This is a genomic window from Pseudoalteromonas qingdaonensis, from assembly GCF_038739665.1.
Classification (GTDB): Bacteria; Pseudomonadota; Gammaproteobacteria; order Enterobacterales; family Alteromonadaceae; genus Pseudoalteromonas; species Pseudoalteromonas qingdaonensis.
Map to the genome: position 1 here is coordinate 109,407 of NZ_JBCGCU010000008.1, position 23,511 is coordinate 132,917.

General features: G+C 49.3%; 19 protein-coding genes. 4 read left to right on the forward strand and 15 right to left on the reverse strand.

Going from position 1 to position 23,511, the window contains the following annotated elements; all coding sequences use genetic code 11:
• Positions 1-99: 99 nt before the first annotated feature.
• The 4 genes from aceF to mdh form a co-directional block, all read right to left on the reverse strand.
• Entirely contained in the window at positions 100-1,971 is a 1,872-nt protein-coding gene (gene aceF / locus WCN91_RS09130) for a pyruvate dehydrogenase complex dihydrolipoyllysine-residue acetyltransferase (protein ID WP_342678324.1), read from the reverse strand.
• Positions 1,972-1,981: 10 nt separating this feature from the next.
• Positions 1,982-4,648, reverse strand: a complete 2,667-nt coding sequence (gene aceE, locus WCN91_RS09135) for a pyruvate dehydrogenase (acetyl-transferring), homodimeric type (RefSeq protein ID WP_342678326.1) — start codon at positions 4,646-4,648, stop codon at positions 1,982-1,984.
• Positions 4,649-4,738: 90 nt separating this feature from the next.
• A complete protein-coding gene (gene pdhR, locus WCN91_RS09140) occupies positions 4,739-5,488 on the reverse strand; it encodes a pyruvate dehydrogenase complex transcriptional repressor PdhR (protein WP_342678328.1) in 750 nt (249 codons plus the stop codon).
• A gap of 283 nt (positions 5,489-5,771) precedes the next feature.
• On the reverse strand, positions 5,772-6,707 hold the full coding sequence (gene mdh / locus WCN91_RS09145) for a malate dehydrogenase (protein WP_342678330.1): 936 nt from the start codon (positions 6,705-6,707) through the stop codon (positions 5,772-5,774).
• Between the two features lie 573 nt (positions 6,708-7,280).
• On the opposite strand from mdh, the gene argR reads away from it, so the two are divergent.
• The gene (gene argR, locus WCN91_RS09150) at positions 7,281-7,748 is read left to right on the forward strand and encodes a transcriptional regulator ArgR (RefSeq protein ID WP_342678332.1); all 468 of its coding nucleotides are present in this window, start codon (positions 7,281-7,283) and stop codon (positions 7,746-7,748) included.
• A gap of 377 nt (positions 7,749-8,125) precedes the next feature.
• Here argR and WCN91_RS09155 read toward each other — a convergent pair whose 3' ends face one another.
• The 5 genes from WCN91_RS09155 to WCN91_RS09175 all read right to left on the reverse strand — a co-directional run bounded on the left by WCN91_RS09155 (position 8,126) and on the right by WCN91_RS09175 (position 14,108).
• The gene (locus WCN91_RS09155) at positions 8,126-9,037 is read right to left on the reverse strand and encodes a Dyp-type peroxidase (RefSeq protein ID WP_342678334.1); all 912 of its coding nucleotides are present in this window, start codon (positions 9,035-9,037) and stop codon (positions 8,126-8,128) included.
• 60 nt (positions 9,038-9,097) lie between these two features.
• A complete protein-coding gene (locus WCN91_RS09160) occupies positions 9,098-10,138 on the reverse strand; it encodes an ABC transporter ATP-binding protein (RefSeq protein ID WP_342678336.1) in 1,041 nt (346 codons plus the stop codon).
• On the reverse strand, positions 10,138-11,769 hold the full coding sequence (locus WCN91_RS09165; RefSeq protein ID WP_342678338.1) for an ABC transporter permease: 1,632 nt from the start codon (positions 11,767-11,769) through the stop codon (positions 10,138-10,140). Before WCN91_RS09165 ends, WCN91_RS09160 begins: the two co-directional genes overlap by 1 nt.
• Before the next feature lie 13 nt (positions 11,770-11,782).
• Entirely contained in the window at positions 11,783-12,799 is a 1,017-nt protein-coding gene (locus tag WCN91_RS09170; protein ID WP_342678340.1) for a Fe(3+) ABC transporter substrate-binding protein, read from the reverse strand.
• Positions 12,800-13,655: 856 nt separating this feature from the next.
• Positions 13,656-14,108, reverse strand: coding sequence for a Spy/CpxP family protein refolding chaperone (locus WCN91_RS09175; protein ID WP_342678342.1), 453 nt, complete (start codon positions 14,106-14,108; stop codon positions 13,656-13,658).
• A gap of 165 nt (positions 14,109-14,273) precedes the next feature.
• Between WCN91_RS09175 and WCN91_RS09180 the strand changes: the two genes are divergently transcribed.
• Genes WCN91_RS09180 through WCN91_RS09190 form a run of 3 tightly spaced genes read left to right on the forward strand, consistent with a single transcriptional unit; the run spans position 14,274 to position 17,273 of the window.
• Positions 14,274-14,957 (forward strand): response regulator, encoded by a 684-nt coding sequence (locus WCN91_RS09180; RefSeq protein WP_342678344.1) that lies wholly within the window; start codon positions 14,274-14,276, stop codon positions 14,955-14,957.
• Positions 14,958-16,325, forward strand: coding sequence for an ATP-binding protein (locus tag WCN91_RS09185; protein ID WP_342678346.1), 1,368 nt, complete (start codon positions 14,958-14,960; stop codon positions 16,323-16,325). It abuts the gene before it with no gap.
• 6 nt (positions 16,326-16,331) lie between these two features.
• The gene (locus WCN91_RS09190; RefSeq protein WP_342678349.1) at positions 16,332-17,273 is read left to right on the forward strand and encodes an alpha/beta fold hydrolase; all 942 of its coding nucleotides are present in this window, start codon (positions 16,332-16,334) and stop codon (positions 17,271-17,273) included.
• On the opposite strand, the gene panP is transcribed toward WCN91_RS09190, so the two are convergent.
• From panP to mpl, 6 genes are all read right to left on the reverse strand, one after another.
• Positions 17,268-18,893, reverse strand: coding sequence for a pyridoxal-dependent aspartate 1-decarboxylase PanP (gene panP / locus WCN91_RS09195; RefSeq protein WP_342678351.1), 1,626 nt, complete (start codon positions 18,891-18,893; stop codon positions 17,268-17,270). The two genes, WCN91_RS09190 and panP, sit on opposite strands and share 6 nt — an antisense overlap.
• 231 nt (positions 18,894-19,124) lie before the next feature.
• Complete coding sequence (gene trmB / locus WCN91_RS09200) at positions 19,125-19,790, reverse strand: tRNA (guanine(46)-N(7))-methyltransferase TrmB (protein ID WP_342678353.1); 666 nt, start codon at positions 19,788-19,790, stop codon at positions 19,125-19,127.
• Positions 19,790-20,557 (reverse strand): ABC transporter permease, encoded by a 768-nt coding sequence (locus WCN91_RS09205; RefSeq protein ID WP_342678355.1) that lies wholly within the window; start codon positions 20,555-20,557, stop codon positions 19,790-19,792. The genes trmB and WCN91_RS09205 overlap by 1 nt, the downstream gene beginning before the upstream one ends.
• 2 nt (positions 20,558-20,559) lie before the next feature.
• Complete coding sequence (locus tag WCN91_RS09210) at positions 20,560-21,480, reverse strand: ABC transporter ATP-binding protein (RefSeq protein ID WP_342678357.1); 921 nt, start codon at positions 21,478-21,480, stop codon at positions 20,560-20,562.
• Positions 21,481-22,104 (reverse strand): flavin prenyltransferase UbiX, encoded by a 624-nt coding sequence (locus WCN91_RS09215; RefSeq protein ID WP_342678359.1) that lies wholly within the window; start codon positions 22,102-22,104, stop codon positions 21,481-21,483.
• Complete coding sequence (gene mpl / locus WCN91_RS09220) at positions 22,101-23,456, reverse strand: UDP-N-acetylmuramate:L-alanyl-gamma-D-glutamyl-meso-diaminopimelate ligase (protein ID WP_342678360.1); 1,356 nt, start codon at positions 23,454-23,456, stop codon at positions 22,101-22,103. Before mpl ends, WCN91_RS09215 begins: the two co-directional genes overlap by 4 nt.
• Positions 23,457-23,511 lie beyond the last annotated feature (55 nt).

A 23,511-nucleotide genomic window follows, 5' to 3' on the forward strand; every position in this document is an offset into this window, starting at 1 on the left:
CGCCATTACTCACAAAAATTGTGCAAAGATTGTATCATTGCAAAGTAAAAAAATCCCAGTAAAAACCGTTTACTGGGATTAAAGTTCTATCTATTTAGCTTACATTACCAGGTTGCGAATATCGCTTAGGTAATTTGCCAGGGTCACAGTAAAGCGCGCTGCCAAGGCACCGTCAATTACACGGTGGTCGTATGAGCAGCTTAGCGGCACCATTAGGCGCGGCTCAAACTCTTTACCATTCCACTTAGGTTTGAAGTCAGATTTAGACACACCCAAGATAGCTACTTCTGGCGCATTGACGATTGGCGTAAATGCCGTACCGCCGATGCCACCTAGGCTTGAGATGGTGAAACAGCCGCCCTGCATATCTGCAGATGTCAGCTTGCCATCGCGCGCCTTGGCAGAAATTTCCATCAGCTCACGTGATAGTTCGATGATGCCTTTTTTGTTTACATCACGCACTACCGGCACAACCAGACCATTTGGTGTATCTACAGCGATACCTATGTGCACGTATTTCTTCAGGATCAGGCTTTCACCGTCTTCTGATAGCGATGAGTTAAAGGTTGGGAACTCTTCCAACGCTTTCGCCGCTGCCTTCATTACGAACACAAGTGGAGTGATCTTCACGCCTAGCTTCTTCTTCTCGGCAAGGGCATTTTGCTCCTTACGGAAAACTTCCAGGCTGGTAATATCCGCTTCATCGTATTGAGTTACGTGAGGGATATGAACCCAGTTACGGTGTAGGTTGGCGCCAGATAGTTTCTGGATACGTGAAAGTTTCTTCTCTTCCACATCACCAAACTTGCTGAAGTCCACTTTTGGCCATGGGATCAGATCTACACCCGTACCATTACCACCTTTACCGGCATTGCCAGACTCAACCTGCTTCACTAGCTCTTTTACATAGTTCTGCACGTCTTCTTTCACAACGCGGTTCTTACGGCCAGTACCTTTTACTTTCGCAAGGTTGATGCCGAACTCGCGCGCTAAGCGACGAACTACAGGAGATGCGTGTGCATAGTCACTGTTTTCAACGAAGTCTTCACGCTTAGCTGGCGCTGGGCCACCTGCTTTTTGAGCAGGAGCTGGTGCCACAGCCGCAGCGGCTGGTGCACTTGCTGGAGCTGGAGCAGCTGCTGGTGCTGAGCCTTGCACTTCGAAAGTGAAGATAAGAGAGCCAGTGCTCACCTTGTCGCCCACATTCACTTTTACTTCTCTCACCTTACCGGCGAAAGGAGCAGGCACTTCCATAGAGGCCTTGTCGCCTTCAACGCTCAGAATTGATTGCTCTTCTGATACGCTGTCACCGGCGCTGACCATAACTTCGGTCACTTCAACTTCGTCACCGCCGATATCTGGCACAACCACTTCTTTAATTTCAACGCCACCTGTTTGCTCTGGCGCTGCTGCTGGAGCGGCTGGCGCTGCAGCAAGTGCTGAGCCGGCAGTTTCAAAAACAAACACTAGCGAGCCGGTTTTCACCTTATCGCCGACGTTGACTTTAATTTCTTTAACCACACCCGCTTGTGGTGCTGGTACTTCCATAGAAGCCTTGTCGCCTTCAACGCTAAGGATTGATTGCTCTTCTTCTACCGTGTCACCGACGCTAACCATGATTTCAGTCACTTCAACTTCGTCGTCACCGATATCAGGTACGTTAATATCAACGCTTTCGCTGGCACCCGCTGGGGCGGCAGGTGCACTTTCTTGCGCTGGCGCTGCTTCGGCTATCGCCGACTCACCTTCGAAAATCATGATCAAGGTGCCGGTTGAAACCGTGTCGCCTTCAGCAATTTTAATCTCTTTAACCACACCCGCTTCGCTTGCAGGCACTTCCATAGAGGCTTTGTCGCCTTCTACGGTAATAAGCGATTGCTCAACTTCAACCTTGTCGCCAACGGCAACAAGAATCTCAGTAACTTCAACCTCATCACCGCCGATATCTGGAACTTTAATTTCAATAGTCATTGCTAACCTCTTAAGCGTACAGCGGGTTAATCTTGTCTGCGTCGATGTTGAATTTCTTAATTGCTTCGGCAATTACAGACTTCTCAACATCACCACGTTTAGCCAACTCAGTCAGTGCGGCAACTACCACGTAACCTGCGTTCACTTCGAAGTGACGACGTAGGTTTTCACGGCTATCCGAGCGACCGTAACCGTCGGTACCTAGTACGCGGTAAGACTCAGCCGGGATAAAGGCACGAATTTGCTCGGCATAGTTCTTCATGTAGTCGGTCGCGGCAATCGCAGGTGCATCACCTAGTACAGAAGTTACATAAGGCACTTTTTCCTCTGCTTCTGGGTGTAGCATGTTGTAACGGTCTGCGTCTTGCGCATCACGGGTGATCTCATTGAATGAGGTTACCGAGAATACGTCAGAGGCAATGCCATAGTCATCGCTAAGGATCTGCGCTGCTTTGCGTACTTCATTCATGATAGTACCTGAGCTTAGAAGCTGTACCTGGCCTTTGCTGCCTTTGTGGCTTTCTAGCTTGTAGATACCCTTACGAATACCTTCTTCGGCGCCTTGTGGCATGGCCGGCTGATGGTAGTTTTCATTCATCAGAGTCAGGTAGTAGAAAACGTTCTCTTGGTTCTCACCGTACATGCGACGGATACCGTCTTCGATGATCACTGCTACTTCGTAACCGAATGTTGGGTCGTAAGAAATACAGTTAGGAACCGTGTTTGCAAGAATATGGCTGTGACCATCTTCGTGCTGCAGACCTTCACCGTTAAGGGTTGTACGACCAGCCGTAGCACCTAGTAGGAAACCACGTGCTTGTTGGTCACCGGCCATCCACGCCATATCGCCTACACGTTGGAAACCAAACATTGAGTAGTAGATATAGAATGGGATCATAGGTAGATCATTGGTGCTGTATGAAGTCGCCGCAGCAACCCAAGATGACATTGCACCTAGCTCGTTGATACCTTCTTGCAGTACCTGACCGCCCTGATCTTCTTTGTAGTAAGAAACGATATCACGGTCTTCCGGGTTATAGTTCTGGCCACGCGGGTTATAAATACCAATTTGACGGAACAGACCTTCCATACCGAAAGTACGAGCTTCATCGGCGATAATTGGCACTATGTTTTTACCAATGCCCTTGTCTTTAAGCAGTACGTTTAAGGTACGTACGAAAGACATAGTGGTTGAAACTTCACGCTTTTGCTCTTCAAGCAATGGCTTAAACGCATCTAACTGAGGTAATGCCAACTCTTCGCTGAAGTTAGGAAGACGCTGTGGCGTATAACCGTGCAGTGCATTTCGACGGGCGTGCAGGTATTCGTACTCTTTCGAACCTTCTTCCAACGTCAGGTAAGGAAGATTTGGTAAATCATCTTCAGATACCAAGTCATCCAGACCTAGACGACTGCGTAGGTGAGCTACGTGCGTCATGTCCATTTTCTTAACCTGGTGCGCGATGTTCTTACCTTCAGCCGCCTCACCCATGCCATAACCTTTAACGGTTTTCGCAAGAATTACAGTAGGACGACCTTTGGTTTCTTGTGCTGCTTTAAATGCTGCGAATAGCTTCGACGGCTCATGACCACCACGCTTCAGCGCGAAGATCTCTTCGTCGGTCATATCGGCAACAAGGGCTGCTGTTTCAGGGTAGCGACCGAAGAAGTGCTCACGTACATAGGCACCGTCTTTGGATTTATAAGTTTGGTAGTCACCGTCAACCGTTTCATTCATCAGTTGCAGCAGCTTACCTGTTGTGTCTTTAGCCAGTAGTTTGTCCCAACCACTGCCCCACACAACCTTGATTACGTTCCAGCCTGCACCCTTGAATAGACCTTCAAGCTCTTGGATGATCTTACCGTTACCCATTACTGGGCCGTCCAGACGCTGCAGGTTACAGTTAACCAGGTAACATAGGTTGTCTAGGCCTTCACGAGCAGCGAATGAAATCGCACCACGTGATTCCGGCTCATCCATCTCACCGTCGCCAAGGAAAGCGTATACGCGCTGGTTAGATGTGTCTTTAAGACCACGACCGTCAAGGTACTTAAGGAAACGCGCTTGATAGATTGACGCAATTGGACCCAGACCCATGGATACGGTTGGGAACTGCCAGAACTCAGGCATTAACTTCGGGTGTGGGTATGAAGGAAGACCCTGGCCATCCACTTCCTGACGGAAGTTATCAAGCTGATCTGCAGTCAAACGACCTTCAACAAAGGCACGGGCATAAATACCCGGTGAAATGTGACCTTGGTAATAAACCAGGTCGCCACCATCTTGCTCGTTAGGGGCACGGAAGAAATGGTTAAAACACACTTCGTAGAAGGCTGCTGACGACTGGAAAGACGCCATGTGTCCACCTAAGTCAAGTTCCTTCTTAGACGCACGTAGAACAATCATGATTGCATTCCAACGGATGATAGAGCGGATACGGCGCTCGATATTTACATCACCCGGGTATGCAGGCTCTTGGTCTGCAGGGATGGTATTAACGTAGTTAGTGGTGGTGCCGGTTGGCATATCAACACCGTCTAAACGCGCTTGCTCTAGCACTTGCTCAAGAATGAATTGTGCTCGCTCAACACCCTCTTCACGCACTACAGACTCAAGGGCTTGTAACCACTCTTGGGTTTCTAATGCGTCTACGTCAACTTTATTGACTTCAGACATATGGAGTTTTCCTTATGTTTAAAATACGAATTTAAAATGCTAAAAAGCCCCCGTGCGAGCAAGGCTCCACAGGGGGCTTAATAGCGAATTTTATTGTGTGCGGGTACGTCGCAATGAGCGCTCGATACGTGAGTGCTCTTTGGTTGCTTCCAATAATGCTTCTTCGATAAAGGCTAAGTGGGCATTACTGGCTAGACGTGCCTGCTCTGGGTGCCCTTCAATAACGGCTCCCATTAACACTTGGCGGTGCTTAGCTAGTTGCTGTGACACCTCGGTTTTCTTCATCAGTACCTGCAGGTTTTGCAGGACATTTTGCTCTAGCAAGGCTTGCATGCCGCGCACCAAATGCAGCAAAACTACATTGTGAGACGCTTCAGCGATGCAAAAATGAAAGGCATTAATGGCTTTGGCCTTCGCCGCCAGATCATCACTTGCCTGAGCGATTTTTTCGAAGCTTTCTTTAACCTTGTCAAAATCAGTCTGGGTACCACGCAAGGCTGCATAATACGCCGCAATTCCTTCAAGGGCATGACGAAACTCAAGTAAATCAAATTGTGATTCCGGGTGCTTGCTGATCAGCTCAAAAAGCGGATCGCTTAACCCTTCCTCCAACTGGTTTTTAACAAAGGTGCCACCGCCTTGACGACGAGTGACTAAGCCTTTGGCTTCGAGTTTTTGAATTGCTTCGCGCAGCGACGGACGAGAGACTTCAAACTGCTTGGCAAGCTCACGCTCCGGCGGTAATTTTTCACCCGGTGCTAACGAGCCCTCAAGAATCATGTTCTCAAGTTGCGCCAGGATCACATCCGAAAGTTTCGCTGCTTTGACTTTTAATGACATGGTTATCTTTAGCTTCGGGTAAATTGGTCATACCAAATTGTGCGGATAAGGTATCAGATTCCCCTTAGGCTGTCAAAATTGCTGCTATACACCGCCATTTTTATTCACTTCAGTATGTAAGATATGGACAAAAATGAAAGTAATTTTCGCTCGGTAAAAAATGGTCAAACCAGTTAATTATATGTTACAAGGCACAAAAAAAGCCCCTACAGCAAATGTGTAGAGGCTTGTGCATCCGCGAGTAATACGCAAGGGATGCGACTAACTGCCCAAAGGCGTTAGCTTATTTATTCATGAAGTCGACACCTTCTTGGATGTCTTTGTTCAGAGTTGCCAGCATGTCGTCTTTTGCTTTTTGCTCAAACGCGCTTAGCTCGCCGTAAGAAAGAAGCTCTTCAACACCGTTCTTACCAAGGCGTACTGGTTGTGCGAAGAATTGTGCATCTTCACCATTACCTTCAACGTAAGCGTATTCGATCACGTCTTCACCCTGTAGACCTTTCACTAGTGATAGGCAGAAACGTGCTGCCGCTGCACCCATTGAAAGTGTTGCGCTACCGCCACCGGCTTTAGCTTCAACAACTTCAGTACCGGCGTTTTGAATGCGTGTAGTAAGTGCTGCGATTTCCTCGTCAGAGAAAGTAGCGCCTTGTACTTGTGAAAGAAGAGGAAGAATAGTTGTGCCCGAGTGACCACCGATCACAGGAACTTTAACTTGGCTTACATCTAGGCCTTTAAGCTCGGCAACGAAAGTCTCAGCACGGATAACATCAAGCGTTGTTACACCAAATACGCGAGCTGGGTCATAAGTACCCGCTTTTTTAAATACTTCAGCAACGATTGGCACAGTGCCGTTTACCGGGTTAGTGATCACACCTACCATAGCTTTAGGACAGTTTTTAACTATGCCTTCAGCAAGCGTCTGGATGATGCTCGCGTTTACGTTGAATAGGTCAGCACGATCCATGCCCGGCTTACGTGGCATACCCGCTGGGATCAAAACAACGTCACAACCGCTTAGTGCTGCATCAAGGTCGTCTTTACCGAAACCTTTTACCGCTACTGCAGTTGGGATGTGTGATAGGTCTACGGCAACACCAGGAACAACAGGCGCTACGTCGTATAGAGATAGTTCAGAACCAGCAGGAAGGCTATTTTTTAGTAGTAAAGATAGCGCTTGACCGATACCACCGGCAGCACCTAAAACGGCAACTTTCATTTTAATTCTCCGTAAATAACGAGACTAGGTTATGTGAGATTAGGGTCATCAGACCTAAAGATGGCCTAAAGATAATGAAAATAGGCAATAAAGACAAATTAATCCGCGTTATTTTGAGGATAATCTCGACCATAGTCGTAAACTTAAGTGTAAAGATTCTAGGGTCTGTTTATCTTTGAGGTTTACTTTATGTTCAATCTAAACGCATTCTGATGAATATAATCACTGATTTATGTGGTCAAATTCATCCATGAAGCTTGGTTACATCGCGCATCCATGCGCTCACCTCGCTAAGCTGCGAAGCATTGCTTCGGTCTTGCTCGCCTATGTTCATAGCGAGTAACACAGAGCAGGATGCGTTTAGATGAACCCGCAGGGCAGCGTTTGTAGCGCATTTCTACTGCGTTGTTACATGTTTATGTAGAATACTACACCACACATGTGCCGCCTTGTATAAATGCGCTACAAACTGCTGCAGAAACAAACAGCAAAGGTCAACAGACCCTACTAAGATGAAATGGCTGCGGTTCTTAGGTAGAATATTGACAATAATTTGCAAAGAAGAATGACATTATGCAAGCGCACGAAAAACAGGAAGCTCTGGTCAAGGCCTTTAAGGCGTTATTAAAAGAAGAAAACTTCGGCTCTCAGGGAGAGATAGTCGATGCCCTTAAAGAACAAGGTTTTGACAATATCAGTCAAAGCAAGGTTTCGCGCATGCTTAGTAAATTCGGTGCGGTGCGAACCCGCAATGCCAAGCAGGAAATGGTGTACTGCTTACCCGCAGAATTGGCCGTGCCCACCGCCAAGTCACCACTGCGCCAACTGGTGATCGACATTGTTCACAATGAAATGATGATCATCATCAACACCAGTCCAGGTGCGGCACAATTGATTGCTCGCCTACTCGATTCTTTGGGCAAGGCCGATGGCGTACTAGGCACCATAGCCGGTGACGATACTATTTTTATCGCTCCCGCCAAGGTGTCAGAAATCGATGTCACCTTAGACAGGGTCCGCAAACTGTTCGACAACGTATAACGAACCACCTTCTTAAGAAAGAAGGTGGCATTGAATTAACCTCTCAAAAAGGGAAGTGGCAGCATAGCCCCTGCGCTAATGTCCTACATTGCCTTCCCTGGCTTTTATCCGGCCTCATCCATGAGGCCCTCGTTCATTCTTTTTGAACGACGAAAAAGAACGAACCAAGAAAACGTCGCCCCAACATCACACTTTTTCCTCAAATAGAAAATTGAAATGCCCGCAACCGCCATGTACGGCACCTCCCTGTCCCGGACATAGCTTTGCAAACATCCATGTTTGCTAATTGCGCTTCAATTTTCTCTTTTCGGGTGTGATGAAGGGGGATATTACGTCTGAAACACTGAAATTACCGGCTGTGACTTGCAGTTAACAGGTCAAGCCTTACTAGATGACAAACTTTTCAGTAATTCCACCGAGGGGGCAAAAAAGGCCGCGCCCATATCCGCCTGAGTAAAGTCGAGCCAGGCATCATAATGCAGATAATTACCTAGCTGGCTATTAAGCATTTGCGCAAAGGCGTTACCACTGGCGGCGCAGGTTACCGACAGCAGGCCCTGTTTATTCATACTCGCAAAGGGCATACCCTGATGTAATAACAGCGGCTGACCCTTTTCATCCTTTAATTCGGTGCACACCGCATGGCTATTAGCGTTAAGCGGCATCAACAATTCACCATCTAAACGAGTGCGTCCCATTACCAGCTCTTGATCTTCCTGACTGAGTGCCTGCCAAGCCGTGAGGTTATGGGTAAAGCGCTGCACATGGATATAGCTGCCATGAGCAAAATACTCTTCGTCACTGACTAGAGCGGTAAGCATTTTCTGGCGCCCGAAAGGAGTATCCGGGGCATAAACAAAGCCGTTAAAATCACGACCATCGAGAAAGCGGAAACAACTGATTTCCTCAACCAGCTCCACGTCCCCAGCCAATAATTGCAAAACACGCTGACCAAAAAGATGATTTACGTCTTCACGGTCAGAGCGTATTTGCACAAATAAATCAAATGGCTGCACACCGACGCTATGATCGCTATGACTGATACGGGGAAAACTTGTGAGTGTGGCCGGTGTACGCTCGGGGTGTAAAAGCGGCCAATACTGAGCGCCGATGGCGACAAAGCTGGCCACCATGGCTTCAGAAAAACGCTCGTCAAACTCTCTCTGCACATCAAGGAGCTGAGCAAGTTTGCCCTTAAGTGTTTCATCCTGACCATCGAGGACATTAAAAAACAGATGCAAGCCATGTAAGTTAGCTTGCGCGCACACGCCGGATTGCGCTTTGGCCATCTAATTTCCTATGTTTTTTATTCTTAATAGTGAGCCCGCCTGCAATACGGGCCGGGGCGCTTAGGCGGTGAAAAAATTTACCGCATGTGAACTAATTGTAATAGATAGCCTTTGTCCCGGCAAAAACTCTTGTTCAGGTTGTTTTACTGGTATTTCAATCTCTTGCCCTAACACCTGCACCCGATACACGTACTCGGTACCGACAAAACGCTTAGACACAACGGTTACAGGCCCCTTGTCATCACGTATCAGTTGCAAATCGTGCGGACGCACGTATAACTGCCCGCTAAGCTCACTACCCGCCACCGCTTGGTGCGATTTAACTACGCCGAACTGGGTTTCAAAATGGTAGTCATCCTGCTTCTGCGCATCCAGATATAAACCTGAGCCAAGAAACTCGGCCACCACTTTCGAGCGTGGATGATGAAATAGCTGCTGCGGTGTGCCCTGCTGAGCGATCTCTCCTTGGTGCATCACCGCCAGGGTATCGGCAAAGGCAAAGGCCTCTTCCTTGGAGTGAGTCACGAAAATCGCCGACACCTGCTGGTCTTTAATAATACGACGAATATCGGCGATCAGCTGAAAGCGCACCTGATGATCAATATTGGAAAAAGGCTCATCCAGCAACAAGAGGCTGGGCTTATAGGCCAAGGCTCTGGCGATGGCGACCCGCTGCTGTTGGCCACCGGATAACTGGTGCGGATAACGGTTGGCACAATCTTCGAGATGCACCAAAGCCAGCATCTCCTTAACCCGTTTCACCTTGTTGGCCCGAGTCATGGCCTTTAACCCAAAGGCGATATTCTGGGCCACATTTAAGTGTGGAAACAGGGCATAGTCTTGAAACATCATGCCCATATTGCGATGCTGAGGCGTCACAAAGCGATTGTCGTCGCATAAGATGTTCTCACCGAGGCGAATAACACCTTGATGCGGGCGCAACAAACCGGCGATGGCCTTCAAGGTGGTGGTTTTACCGCAGCCACTGGCTCCTAACAGGCAAAGAATTTCGTTATCGCCTAAATGCAGGCTCAGGTTATCGACCACGACACGCTCGCCATAGTTAAAGCTGATATTGTCTAAATGAAGCTGTGCCGTCATCAGTGTTTCTGCTCCATAGAGCGGTTAATAAAATAAAGTGGAATAAGACCCACAAGGACGATAAATAAGGCCGCTACCGAAGCCAGTTCAAGCTGTTCGTCACTCACATACTGGAACACATGGGTCGCCAAGGTTTCGAAGTTAAAAGGCCGCAGCAGCAAGGCCGCCGGTAGCTCTTTCATACATTCGATAAAGACCAATAGCCCAGCCGTTAAAATGCCCCGCTTAAGAATAGGAATATGCACACTGGTCAGGGTTTGCCGCGCACTGCGCCCCATGGACTGGCTAGCCATATCCAAACTCGGGCTAATACGGCTAAAACTCGACTCTATGCTACCGTGAGCAATGGCGTAAAAACGCACCACATAGGCAAATACAATCGCAAACAAGGTGCCGCTTAAGAACAGCCCAGGTGCCTTATCATAGGGTTCAAGCCATAGATTGATGTACTCTTCCAAGGTCGTTAGCGGCAACAAGATAGCGATGGCTAATACAGTGCCGGGCAGCGCATAGCCTGTGCTGGCCAGGCGCCCGGGCCAAAGACTGGCAGGCGAAGGCGTTAAACGTTGAAAGTAAACCACCAAGATACTCAGGCTAATAGCCAGAACGCTGACCAGAGCGGAAATCTTCAGGCTTTGCCAGGCAAAAAGGAAAAATTCACTGTTCCAGGCCTGTTCGAAGTAATCAATAGCATAACCCCCAAGCACCCAGACCGGTACCACAAAGGCAACCAATAATACCAGGCTGGCGAAGGCAGTAGCGGCGAAAGCCTTGCCACCCGAGAGATGATACAAGGGCTCATAACTGAGCTGGGTTTGGCGCTCAAACACCGCCTGTTCGCGACGGGAATAGCGCTCGATAAAAATCGCTACAAACAGAATTAACAGCATGATGCCGGAAATTTTCGCCGCCGCGGTCAAGGAATAGTAACCAAACCAAGTATCATAAACGGCGGTTGTTAAAGTGCTAACGGCAAAGTAACTAACGGTAGCAAAGTCGGCCATGGCTTCCATGCTGATCAGCGCTACCGCCGCGGCAATGGCGCCTTGGCTCAATGGCAAACTGATCTTAAAAAAGCTTTGCACCGGCGTATTGCCCATGCTCTCCGCGGCCTGCACCAGCTTATGAGACTGCTCTTTAAGGGCCGTTTTAAAAATTAAAAACAAATAGGGATACAACACCAGAGCCAGCATAACTATGGCGCCGCCCAGGGTGCGAATATCAAAGAACCTGTAGTCATCGGGAGATTGCCAACCAAAGGCGTCGCGCAGCGCAATTTGCACCGGCCCCGCATAGTCAAACAAATCTGTATAGACATAAGCAATCAGGTAGGAGGGCATGGCCAGAGGCAACATCAGCGCCGAGGAAAACAGCTTTTTACCGGGGAATTCACAATAGGCCACCAACCATCCCAACGGCATCGCAATCACGCAGCTTAAGAAGGCCACGCCGATGATCAAGACTATGGTGTTACGGATATAATCCCACAGCACAGTCTCCCACAAGTGCGCAAACACCAGAGGATCACTTTGCAAGGATTCAAAAATCAGGAAGCCTAACGGCAACGACAGGCCTAAGCCTGTCGTCCACGCAATCAGCTGCCACCAGGACAGCGAAAATTTAAACTGCATTGAAACTAATCAGTTAAAGGTCGAATTTAACCTCGTCAAGGAGTCGTAACGCGGCGCTACGGTGCTTGCTAATTTCCCCCAGTGGCAGCGTATCTTCTTTAAACTCACCCCAGGACGCAACCAGCTCAGACAAGGGCACACCCGGCTTAACCGGATATTCCATATTGACAGAAGCATACATATTTTGCGCCGTATTGTCGGTCATAAACTCGATCAGTTTCAAGGCATTTTCCTTGTTTTTCGAGTGCTTGGTTAGTACCACGCCGGAGACATTCACATGAGCGCCACGGTCTTGCTGGTTAGGGAAGTTGATATGCACGGCATCCGCCCAGGCCTTTTGCTGCTCATCCTGCATCATTTTGCCGAAGTAATAGCTGTTGCCTATGGCCACATCGCACAGACCTTCTTTCACCGCTCTCACCTGAGCACGGTCATTCCCTTGCGGCTTACGCGCCAAGTTTGCTTTTAGCCCTTGTAGCCATTTTTTCGTCTCGGCTTCGCCATGGTGAGCTATCATGGAGGCCACCAAACCCAGGTTATAAGGGTGCTTGCCTGGGCGCATACAAACCTTGTTGGCATAAGCGTCCGTGGCTAGGTCTTCGTAACTCAAGCTATCAAGCTTGCCGACTCTGTCTTTTGACGAATAAACATTACGGACGCGCTTAGTCAGTGCCACCCATTGACCATCTGGGTCGCGAAAAGCGGCGGGAATATTGGCATCGATCTGCTCACTGCTGATGGTTTGCGTCAGTGCCATATCTTCTAACTGCATTAGCGCGCTGAAGTTTGAGGTGAGTACCAGATCCGCCTGGGTATGCTTACCTTCACGCTTTAAACGCTCGATAAGACCTTTTTTGGCAAACACCACCTTGGTTTCTATGCCGGTTTGCGCAGTGAATTTTTCTAAAATAGGTTCAATTAAGAAGGGCTGGCGAAATGAGTAAATATTAACGGTTTCTGAGGCTAATGCCGGCGCTGCAGACAAAACTGAAACAACCGATGCCAATGCAAATCCAAGTGCTTTCTTCACCAAGAGCTCCTCGTTAAATAAAAATAATTCTCAAAAGCATCATACTGTTTAAGGCGCAAAAGTACAGCGCTAAACCGCAGGCAACACCAATAATTTCCTTGTTGGCTCCCAATCTTGTAAGACATATCTCACAAGATGCAGGGCGATTGCCGCAATCACTGCAAACAATTCAAACAAAATAAAACATAACACATTGTTTATTAATGAAAAACCACTTTATTGCACGGGTCTTACAGCTTTTATTTTAAGTTTATCTGGCTGACCTAGGTCGAAACATTCCCTTATACTATCACCATTGCTTGTGAGGGCGTACAAGCGGCAAAGTTAGAAAAACTTAGCAAGGACTGCCAGAAAGGACAGCTGCAGGATGCAGAACACGAAGGACTGTTATCCAGGACAAGGACAAAGAGCAGGATGCTCAAGCGCGGGATGTGCGAGGGAATACGGGCATTGGTTCGCCTAAGGAACGCCAGCAGGGAGCGGGCAACACAGGGTGTGGGGGAGAGAACCAAAGCGGCTTAGTTATTCAAAATGCTAACTACATGCGATGCACTAAACCGTACGACAGGTTGTCACAGGAAAAAGGGGACAAGGACGGCACTGCAGCAGCCATGTTGCAGCTTAATCACCATTGTGATTACAGGGAATTGAACTTGCTTCAATACCGGCAGGATGCTGGAAAATTCCGTCAGCGCGACCTACATGGTCGCGTCTTTTTTTGCCCGCTAAAATTTCTTTCCCGCGTTTAACTCTCACTCTCGTTGTATTCCAGCTGCGCTCATCTCCTTATAAACGCACAAAGAAAAAGGGAGAAACTCCCCCTTTTTTATTACTGCGTAGCTCAAATCAAACCGGCTTATTTATTGGCATCCCGTTTCTCGGCATGACGTTTTTTACGCTTATCCTTCATTTGTGCAAACTTTTGTTGCTGCTCTTCACTAAGCAGGTTCCATACCTGATGCTTGCTTTTCAGATGAGCAATCTTGCGCTCCATCTGCTTACTTTGCTGAGCCTGAATAATTTCACGGGCTGCCTGCTCATCAAAACTGCTACTGGTATTGGTTAGCGCTTGCAATGCCTTGTAACCCTCGTGGCGTGAGCCTCGTTGTGGCTTAAGCTGTTTATTGGCATCCATAATGGCTTTAATTTGCGTTTGCTGCTGCTCGCTAAGCTGTAATTGCTCAATCATGTGCTCGCTAAGCATGCCGCGCTCACCATGTTTATGATGACCGCCCTGACCTGCCATGGCGACGCTTGATGCTAAACCGATAGAAACAACGGCGGCTGTAAGTAATTTATTTAATTTCATAACGGACTCCTAAGTTGTCCTTGGTTGGGGACTCAATCTGTTATTTACTTTAGCAAGTGCAACGCAAAGCAGTGTCAGGAGCACGTAAAGGTTGTGTAAATGTGTCGCACTGAAAACTCGCTATCAGTTAAGATAAACTTAGTTCCCGTGTTTTTGAGATAAGCAATGAAGGTTTTATTAATAGACGACGACATTGAACTGGCCTCCATGCTCAGTGAATATATCCACTCCCAAGGCTTTGAAGTGGAATGTGCCCATGATGGCGAGCAAGGTCTAGCACTGGCTCAGGAAAATAGACATGACCTGATCCTCCTTGATGTTATGCTGCCTAAGCTCGACGGCTTTGAAGTGCTTAAGCAACTGCGCGCCACTTCCTTGGTGCCGGTGATCATGCTAACCGCCAAGGGTGATGATTTTGATCGCATCTTCGGCCTTGAGCTTGGTGCCGACGACTATATTCCCAAACCTTTTAATCATCGCGAGTTAATAGCTCGTATCAAGGCGATCACCCGACGTATAGAACATATAAACAACAGCCAGCCGCGCCAAGAGCTGGAATTTGCCAACCTGAATATCTGCATGCAAAGCCGCAGCGCCAGCGCCCAAGGGCAAACCCTGAACCTGACAGGTACCGAATTTGCAATCTTACACTTGTTGCTGCAAGAACCCGGCGCGGTGGTAAGCAAGGAGCAAATCAGCGAGCAGGTATTAGGTCGTCGTTTGGCGCCCTATGATCGCTCCATAGATATGCATGTTAGTAACCTGCGCAAAAAAATAGCCGAACATATAGAAAATGAGCGCATTCGCACCGTGCGCGGGGCCGGCTATGTACTGATCGGAGACGCCTAAGTGTTCAAACCTCTAAACAAGCTCTATGTAAAAATTTTCCTATGGTTTTGGCTCACCTTCGCGGCCACCATAATACTTATGGCAGCACTAAGCTCGGTCAGCTTCAGCGATCTCACTTATGAACCCTTGCATGGTGGCGATGAACATTATTTTAAACGCTTGGGTCATGCTCTGGAGCGCTCGGCACAAAAGCATCAGCATAGCGCAGAAGCGGTGATCAATCAGGAGCGCATAAAAAAGCGCAAGCTGTATCTGTATTCACCGGAAAAAGATCTGGCCTACAGCAACTTTAACGCTGCCGATGAGGTGGATTTAAGCCTGCTGAATTTTCGCCAGGATATAACACCACAGATGATTTTTAACGAGCATTTCCACGCCCTAGGACCCTTGCTGATCAATTTGCCAGATGGCCAGTATCAGCTCTACGAGCTGCGTCCAGGTCGTACCCTGCCCTGGTTTGTGCGTCTCAAACTCCTGCCCCACTGGCTTAAGGTAGCGGTTGCCGTAGGTGCCTCCTTATTATTGAGTTTTCTCTTTACCCGCACCCTGATAGGCCCGCTTAATTCCCTGCGCGCTAGTGCCCGAGCCATTGCCGAGGGTCAGCTTGATAGCCGAGTGATTCAAGCCGCACAGCGCAGTGATGAAGTAGGCATTCTCGCCCGTGAATTCAACGCCATGGCACAGCGCCTAGAAACCCTGGTCAATACCCAAAGGACCCTGCTTGGGGATATTTCCCATGAGCTGCGCTCACCGCTCACGCGCTTATCACTGGCCTGCGCCATAGCTCAGGACAAGGCCGATAAAGACACCTTGGTGCAGTTACAACGCATTGAAAAAGAAGCGCAATTATTAGATTTAATGATAGAGCGCATACTGACGCTATCACGCCTGGAAAACCGCCAGCAGAGCCTGCAAACCCAGGCTATTTCTCCGGCGCAACTGTTTGCCCCTGTTTTTACCGATGCCGAATTTGAGGCCAAATCACAGGATAAGACCATCAGCTTACCACCCCTGCCTGAGCAGCCGCTGCTGCAGGTCGATGCCATGCTCTTAGCCAGCGCCTGTGAAAACCTGCTGCGTAACGCCATTAAATATGCCAATAGCCATATCGAAGTGACGCTCAAGCATGAGCAGCAACAATGGCAACTGAGTATTCGCGATGACGGCCCGGGCGTTGCCGAGCAAGAGCTGGCTCATATTACCGAGCCCTTCTATCGCGTCGATACAGCCCGCACCCGCCACAGCGGCGGCACTGGGTTAGGTTTGGCCATTGCCGCCAAGGCCATCGCCGCCCATCAGGGGGAGCTGGTATTGCAAAATCATCCTCAAGGTGGTTTAGTAGCCACAATAAAATTACCTACGACTTAATACTGAATGTTTTATTCCAACGAAGCCCTGCTCCATAAAAATGATGATGCCATTGCCCATTTTTGGCATCAGGATATGACCTCAGGCTTTTTGGAAACCAAGCATGGTAAGCTGTTTTATGCCTATCATCTGCCCTATCGCGCCGATTATGCCCTGGTGATCAGTTCGGGGCGCATCGAAGCGGCGCAAAAATATCAGGAATTGCTGTGGGAGCTGGCGCGTAACAATATCGCCGTGTTTATAGTGGACCATCAGGGCCAGGGGCGCTCATACCGCCACCTTGGGGATGCGCAAAAAGGCTATGTCGGTGATTTCGAGGACTATAAATCGGATCTGCATGAGTTTATTACTCAGGTTGTGAACCGCCAGTGGCCAGGCAAGAAGGTCCTGCTCGGTCACTCCATGGGCGGCGCAATTGCCCTGGACTATGCCTGCACTCACCCTGAGCAGTTTGCCGGGCTCTTTTTAAGTGCCCCCATGTTGCAGATAAATACGGGATCCACGGCACCCTGGCTGGCCAAGTTGTGGGCCAGCTCGGTGTGCACCTTTACTAAGGGTGAAGGCTATGTGCCCGGACACGGCCCCTACAAGGCAGTGCCCTTTAGCGACAATGAGCTCACCCACAGTGAGGAGCGTTATCGGCGTTTTCGTGCCTTGTATCAGCAAAGTCCGGAATTACAACTAGGTGGTGTGACCTATAAATGGCTGAATGCGGCCTTTAAGGCCATAGCAAAACTAAGAAAGAGCCTATGCCCTGTGCCCTTGTTTATAGCGGCAGCGCAGCAAGATAGCGTAGTGGACACCTCGCCCTATCAGAACTTTGTCCATGCCCAGCAGCAGGCAGCGTTAAAAACCTACGCTGGCGCCCGGCATGAGCTTTTATGCGAGCAGGACTCTATACGTAAAGCCCTGCTGCGCGATTTACTCAACTTCTGCGAACAATTATAGGTATTTCGCCAGGTATTTCTTATACATGGGGTCGGACAAGGCCAGCTCCCGCTGCTCCGCCAGGATATTTTGCAGTATCTCTTTCGAGGTAAGAGGGTTAGCCAAGACCACACGGAACACCACGGTCGGCTGATAGTCATATTCTGGCGGCGTTAATCGAGTTCGCGACACAAATGAACGTCCGGCTTCACGCTGGCGCTTCTGCATACTGGCGGATAAGCGGTTGAGGGCTGCGTAAATATCCAGCTTGGTTTGCTCATCGGCGGTTTTTAAGCGTGCCTTAATGGCCTCGGGCACATAGCGATAGGTCAGCAAACACAGCTCCGGCTCGGAGATAAGTTCAAAGTCCGGTTCCGCCTTAATTAAATCAGCAAAGTAACGAGCCTTGTCCAAGCTCTTGTCGATCAGCATTTCATAGCCTTTACGGCCAATAATACGCAAGCAGGCATGCACCAGCATGGCCATGCCCGGACGGCTGCCTTCCAGGGTATGGCTGCCTAAGTCTTTCGAGCCCTTACGCAGGATATATTCGGCGTGATGCTCAATGGCATCGGTAGCCGTGGGATCTTTAAACAGCACGATACCGGCGCCCATGGGCACATACATTTGTTTATGGGCATCTATGGTGATGGAGTCGGCACGTTCGATACCGGCCAACAAGTGACGGGCATTTTGCGACAACAAGGTCGCGCCGCCCCAGGCTGCATCGACATGGAAATGGCAGTCGATTTCCGCCGCTAAATCCGCCATCTCGTTAAGAGGGTCGATATTTCCGGTTTCCGTGGTCCCGGCTACACCGACAATGGCCATCACCTTAATACCTTGCGCCTGCAGCGCCTGCGCTTCTTTACGCATGGCCTCAACATCCACCTTATTGTCTTTATCGGTAGGAATGGAAATAAAGTGGTCGCGACCTATGCCAAGCAAGTCTGCCGACTTACCCAGTGAATAGTGACCGCGCTCCGATACCAGCACAGCTAGGCCCTTGTAGCCATAGTGGAACATAGCCGCAATCAGGCCTTGAGCGCCTATGCCTTTAAAATCACCTTCGGGTTTAAGTAAGCGGTTACGGGCTATCCACAGCGCCGTAATATTGGCCACTGTGCCGCCGGAGCAAAAAGCGCCCAGGGATGTCTTGGCACTGTGCATCCATTTATCATAAAAACCCTGCTTACGGTCATAAGCCATATGATGGAGCATGCCGATCACCTGGCGCTCCAAAGGCGTAAAGGCTTTAGAAGTCTCAATTTTTACCAGGTTCTGGTTTAAGCCCACCATCAGCTTAGACAGTGGCAACACAAAGTGCGGCAGGGCCGAGGTCATATGGCCGATAAAACTTGGAGCTGCGGTGTGCACCGAATGTGCCACCAGCTTATCCATGATGTCTTGCGCATGGGCGCTGACAAACATAGGCTCTTCGGGGATCTGCGCCGATTCAAAATCGCGCTCAATTTCATGCAGCGGTTTTTCCACCGCAGCGATGTTCTCATTCAGGAAACCGGCCAGGTTACTGGAGATCTCGGCTTCTATTTTGCTGAGCGTTGAGTCCGGAGCCTCTGGCACCGTAAAGACGCGCATCAAGCTGTGCTCTGATGCTACGGCAAAACGCTTATCACTCATGACATACCTAATTGGGTTGGCTTGGGTTGCGACTTTGTAAGTCGATAAGGCGATAATGGATCGCTACAAGCGGTTCAATTTACTTGCGCTCACTTTATAGCAATCACCTAAAAAAGTCTTGCAGCTTTGGTCAAATTTAAGAATCTTGCATGAATTTTTTACGACATTCCCAACATAAGTTGCGATGATGGGCACAAGTTAAAGCCAGCTCTTGTGCCCAACTAGATGCGCTTACAGATCAACCACTAAACGATAGCTTTGCTGGCCACTGGCCCAATACTTACGCTCAAATGGGGTAATGGCTGTATCACTGGCATATTCACTAACTTGAGTTGGGTGTCCCGCCAATTGCAGAGCACGGGCAAACTCACGCACATAAATATCCCAGTTGCTGCGCAGTTCAAGCTTGCCGCCAAGCTGCACTATGCTTGGGAATATCGCGGCGCCATGCCAGCGGCGCTGTAAATGCTTGGCCTTGGGCCAAGGGTTTGGATAGAGCAAATAATGGTGCGTTGGCTGCCAGTTGGCCTGCACGGCCAAGCGCCAAAAATCATTCAGATCCGCCTGTACCAGCATATACTGGGCATCTTCATCCTGGCGATACTGCACATCATGCTTATCTAAACGGTGCGCCGACTTATCTATGCCTATCACCAGCGCGTCTGGGTGCAGCTTAGCCAAGTTAGCTGTACTCTCGCCGACGCCACAACAGGAATCAAGAATGATAGGGCCATTAAAGGCCTGCACCCTGGCATTAACCTCATCAAAGGCTGCTTGGGTATGCGCGGCGATGGGCTTTTTAAACTCCGCATTCAGGTGCTTGTTCACCACTTCATCAAGTTTTTCATGCAGGCTTGGCTGGTTAGAGACTATGGCTCTTGAATTTGCTTCGCTCATCAGTGACGTAACCCCACACCCTTACGAATTAATGTTAATGCTAAGGTAAATAACACAGTAATAAACGCTAGCAAGACGGCGAATGAGAGCCAGATATTTACATCGGACACACCCAAAAAGCCAAAGCGGAAAGCATTAACCATGTAGATGATGGGGTTAATTTGCGATACCCCTTGCCAAAAATCAGGCAATAGCGTGATGGAATAAAACACGCCGCCCAGGTAAGTCAGTGGCGTTAGCACAAAGGTCGGGATAATGCTGATATCGTCGAAGCTGTTGGCATACACGGCATTGATTAAACCGCCGAGGGCAAACACCGCCGAAGTTAAAATAACCGTGGCGACAATCACAAAGATATTATGAATTTGAATATCCACAAAAAACAGTGATACCAGGGTCACGATTAAGCCCACCAGCATGCCACGGGCCATGCCACCGCCCATATAACCCAGCACAATAATGTAATTGGGCACCGGTGCCACCAGCAGCTCTTCAATGCTCTTTTGGAACTTGGTGGAATAGAAACTTGAAGCCACATTGGAATAAGAGTTGGTGATCACCGACATCATGATCAAACCCGGAACGATAAATTCCATATAGCTAAAGCCACCCATTTCGCCGATACGCGAGCCGATCAGGCTACCGAAAATCACGAAATACAGGGTCATGGTGATCGCCGGGGGCACCAAGGTTTGCACCCAAATTCGCAAAAAGCGAATACATTCTTTGATCCAAATACTTTTTAGCGCAACGCCATACTTCAACATCTTCACTCCCCTCGCCCTTGATTTAACAAGCCGACGAACAACTCTTCTAAACGGTTAGCCTTGTTACGCATGCTTAGCACAGTATTGCCCTGCTCACTTAAGGCGCTAAATACACCATTAAGGCCCTGCGACTTGGCGACTTCCACCTCCAGAGTGTGGTCGTCGGTCAGGGCAAATTGGTAGCCCTCCAGGCTCACGGGTTGCACCGGCTGTTTTAAATCAAGCACAAAGGTTTCTTTATCCAGCTTAGCCAGCAGCGCCTTGATGGTGGTGTGCTCAACTATGGTGCCATGGTCGATAATGGCGATGTTTTTACACAGCAGCTCGGCTTCTTCCAAATAGTGGGTGGTCAGAATAATGGTCACCCCTTGCTGATTAATTTCACGTAAGAAATCCCACATGGAGCGGCGCAGTTCGATATCAACACCTGCGGTTGGCTCATCAAGGATTAACAGCTTGGGCTCGTGCATCAGGGCGCGAGCTATCATCAAGCGGCGTTTCATACCACCGGAGAGCGTACGGGCGGCCTTGTCTTTTTTATCTAACAAACCAAGCTGTGCCAGGTACTTGTCGGCACGCTTATGGGCCTCGGCGCGAGGCACACCATAATAACCAGCCTGGTTGACTAAAATCTGCTGCAGGGTTTCAAACTGGCTAAAGTTAAACTCCTGCGGCACCAAGCCCAGCTGGGATTTAGCCGCTTCCAGGTCGGTATCTATATCATGGCCGAACACTTCAACCTTACCCGCAGTTTTGTTCACCAAAGATGAGATCACCCCTATGGTGGTGGACTTGCCCGCGCCATTGGGGCCTAACAGGGCAAAGAAATCCCCCTGCTGTACTTGTAAATCTATGCCTTTGACGGCTTCAACGCCGTTTTTATAGGTCTTTTTTAACCCTTGAATATTTAATGCAATGGTCATTTATTTTTGTTCTCCATAACCCCAACGTGAGGTAAGTCTCTGCTCTATGCCCAGATGATCGAGAATACGACCCACCAAAAAGTCGACCAGATCGGCTATCGACTCAGGTTGATGATAAAAGCCCGGCGCCGCCGGCATTATGGTGACGCCCATACGCGCCAGTTTTAGCATATTTTCCAGATGGATTTCACTAAAAGGCGTTTCTCTGGGCACCAAAATCAATTGGCCACGCTCTTTGATCACTACATCGGCGGCGCGCTCCATCAGGTTGTCCGAGGCGCCAGTGGCAATGGCCGATACTGTACCGGCACTGCAGGGACAGACCACCATTTTTTTCGGCGCGGCTGAGCCTGATGCGACCGGGCTGAACCAGTTATCCTTACCAAAGACCTTAAGTTGGCCATCGGCAGCATTGACCAAGGCACTGAGTTGCTCAGTGGCCTTATCCTCATGGCCGGACAACTTAATGCCGGATTCGGTATCAAACACTACCCGGGCGGCGCTGGAAATTAACACAAAGACCTGGTGGCCTTGCTCTATCAACACCTCTAATAAACGCAAACCGTAGGGAGCACCGGAGGCGCCGCTAAAGGCCAGGGTAATGGGCTCTTTAAATGTGCTCATGATGTTTCCTTTTGTGCTAAGACATGGAGCAGCTTTTGATGAATACCGCCAAAGCCACCGTTACTCATAATCAATATATGGCTCCCCGTTGCGGCCGCGGCCACTATCTCTGCCACCAAGGCATCTATATCCGCTAAACAACGGGCTCCGGAGTGCTCGGCGCGCTCTTGCAGCGACCAGCTCAGCTCGGGGGGCTCGAATAAAAAGACTTCATCGGCGCCTGCCAAGGAGTCCAGCAGGGTGTCCTGATGCACACCCATCTTCATGGTGTTTGAGCGCGGCTCTAGCACCGCAATAATACGTTCATCGCCAACCTTGGCACGCAGACCCGCCAAGGTGGTAGCAATAGCCGTGGGATGATGAGCAAAGTCGTCATAAACGTTGACGCCAGCCACCTCGCCCTTGTGCTCCATACGGCGCTTAGGCGAGATAAATTCTGCCAGCGCGGCTATACTGCTTGCCACAGGAATACCCACATGGCGAGCGGCGGCTATGGTCATCAGGGCATTCTTAACATTGTGCTCGCCAATTGCCTGCCAACGCACCACGCCTTGCGGCTCACCGGCAAACAATACGGTGAATTCACTGCCATCGGCCTTAAGTAGCTGATAATCCCATTGCTCAGCACCTAAGACTTCTTGCTCACTCCAAAAACCCTTGTTGATCACCTCAACCAAAGCCTGATCGTCGCTGGGGTAAATCGCCTTGCCGGTGCCTGGCAGGGTTCGCAGCAGGTGGTGGAACTGAGTTTGAATGGCACCTAGGTCGGCAAAAATATCCGCGTGGTCAAATTCCAGATTATTCAGGATCAGCGTTCTTGGCAGGTAATGGACAAACTTGCTGCGCTTGTCGAAAAATGCCGTGTCATATTCATCGGCTTCGATAACAAAAAACGGGGTTTCACCCACGCGCGCCGAGATACCAAAATTCTGCACTACACCGCCAATTAAAAAGCCCGGCTTGAGTCCGGCGTATTCCAACACCCAGGCCAGCATACTGGCGGTGGTGGTTTTACCATGGGTACCGGCGACCGCTAACACCCAGCTATCACGCAGGATATGCTCTTTTAGCCATTCGGGGCCCGAGGTATAACGCAGGCCTTTTTCCAATACATATTCAACACAAGGATTGCCGCGACTCATGGCATTACCAATAACCACTACGTCGGGGGCCGGCTCTAGCTGGGCGGGATCATAACCCTGCACCAATTCAATGCCTAACTCTTCAAGCTGAGTGCTCATCGGCGGGTAAACGTTTTGATCCGAGCCGGTCACATGGTGGCCTAAGGCCTTGGCAATTGCCGCAATACCGCCCATAAAGGTACCGCAGATGCCGAGAATATGTATGTGCATAATGACTTCCTAATAATAAAAGCCGCCCAGAGCATAGCTCTAAGCGGCCTTATAT